Below are 1,535 nucleotides of genomic sequence, written 5' to 3'. Positions count from 1 at the left end.
CCGAGGCGCTGCGCCAGGTCCCAGACCTGCGCGCCCTCAAAGGTCAGTGGCCGGTTCAGCCTTGCAGGGCAGTCCGGGCAGACTTGCGAGCACGCCGCGCAGTAGCTTTCGCCCCCACCGTAGGACCATTCGGCGAGGGCGATGAGGCGTTTTTTTCCTGTTCCAGCAGGAGCCCCTTCGCCAAATAGGCCCCCTGGAAGGCCTCGAAGGCGGGCCAGATTTCCAGCAGCGCGTCGATGCCTTCTGGCGTCACGCCGACCAGGTTGCCCTCGGCATCGCCGACACCCTCCCAGTCCAGCACCGCGCGCCGGGCCACGGCCTTCGCCATGGCGAGCGCCAGTTCCTCGGTCGTGGCCTCGGGCGGCAGGGCCTCCACCGCCGGATCGGCGCGGGCCGAGACCATCAGCGCGGTCGTGAGCGGGCGCAGCTTCAGCCGCACGCCGGGCAGCAGGTCCAGCCAGCGCGGTGCGTTCGTCAGGTCCAGCGTGAGCATCACCAGGTCTCCCTATCGTTGACCAGCGTCACCGTGCACATGCGCCCGAGCGCGGGATCGACCGCCGCCTGCCAGTCGAATGTCGCCTGAATGCCCTGTGGCCCCGGCACCTCGATACGCGGGCGCGGCAGATAGACGGCGTGGATGGTGAAGGTCAGGCTCTCGCCCGAGGGCAGCGCCCAGCCGAGTTCGATCTCGCAAGGGTCCCCGGCGATGGCCTGGTTCGCGAGCACCTGGTCGGCGAAGCGCACCTCCATGCGGCCCGTGAGCGCCGCCATTCCGGGGTCGGCCCCGTCGATGCGGCCATCGGCACGGATGGTCTCGATCCGGTCGAGATTGTTGGCATAGGTCACCTCGGCGGTGACGAGGTTCCCGAGCGACGTGCCGTTGCGGGTGACGGTGCCGTTGAAATGGCCGAAGCGCAGCAGGTCGAGTGCAGCGGGCGTGCCCGCGCCAGTGGTCGTCGCCAGCGCCTCGCCCTGTGCGACCAGCCTTGCGGTCGCCGTCAGGAGCCCCGCACGCTGCATCTGGAAGGACAGCTGGTCGACCACGCAGCCCGAATACATCGCGAACCGAGGCACCTCGGGCATGGCGACCTCGACGGCCATCGACGGCAGCACCCAGCCGCCCGAGCGGAACTCATGCGTGAAGGGGCCCGGCCCGGTGCCGGTGGTCGTCGGCGCGCCGAACGCCCCCTTCAGCCAGAAGCCGAAAGCATTGGCGTCGATCGACACGACCACGTCGCCATCGGCGGTCAGCGCATCCTTGATCGGCGCCAGCGGATCGCGGCCGTAGCCCAGAAGCTCGGAGTTCAGGAGCGGCTGCTCGGCCCCCAGCGTGGTGCTGGCAAACGGCATCCGGGTGTAGCCGCTGGCGGGCGGCGTGCCATAGGTCGTCTCGAACGCCAGCGCCATCTGCGCCCGCGCCCCATGGGCTCGTGCCATCGTCTCGTCTCCTGTGGTGGTGGGGGTCAGGCCAGCGGGTCGGCCGTGGTGTAGTGAAGGATCACCGGGATCACGGCCGCCTTCAGGCTGGCCGCGCC

Annotated in this window: 2 protein-coding genes and 1 pseudogene; all 3 read right to left on the bottom strand. The window is 70.0% G+C overall.

Annotated elements, in window-relative coordinates; translation table 11 throughout:
- Window positions 1-55 precede the first annotated feature (55 nt).
- Window positions 56-493 (bottom strand): phage-derived protein YdaY family protein, encoded by a 438-nt coding sequence (locus tag G8O29_RS18120; RefSeq protein ID WP_166404592.1) that lies wholly within the window; start codon window positions 491-493, stop codon window positions 56-58.
- Complete coding sequence (locus G8O29_RS18115) at window positions 493-1,437, bottom strand: phage tail tube protein (protein ID WP_166404591.1); 945 nt, start codon at window positions 1,435-1,437, stop codon at window positions 493-495. Before G8O29_RS18115 ends, G8O29_RS18120 begins: the two co-directional genes overlap by 1 nt.
- A gap of 26 nt (window positions 1,438-1,463) precedes the next feature.
- Window positions 1,464-1,535: pseudogene (locus G8O29_RS18855) on the bottom strand (acyl-CoA transferase); the annotation flags it as partial.

Source organism: Rhodobacter calidifons, assembly GCF_011174775.1.
Classification (GTDB): Bacteria; Pseudomonadota; Alphaproteobacteria; order Rhodobacterales; family Rhodobacteraceae; genus Tabrizicola; species Tabrizicola calidifons.
The sequence above is the reverse complement of the archived record's forward strand: the minus strand, read 5'-3'. Positions and strand labels throughout refer to the sequence as shown.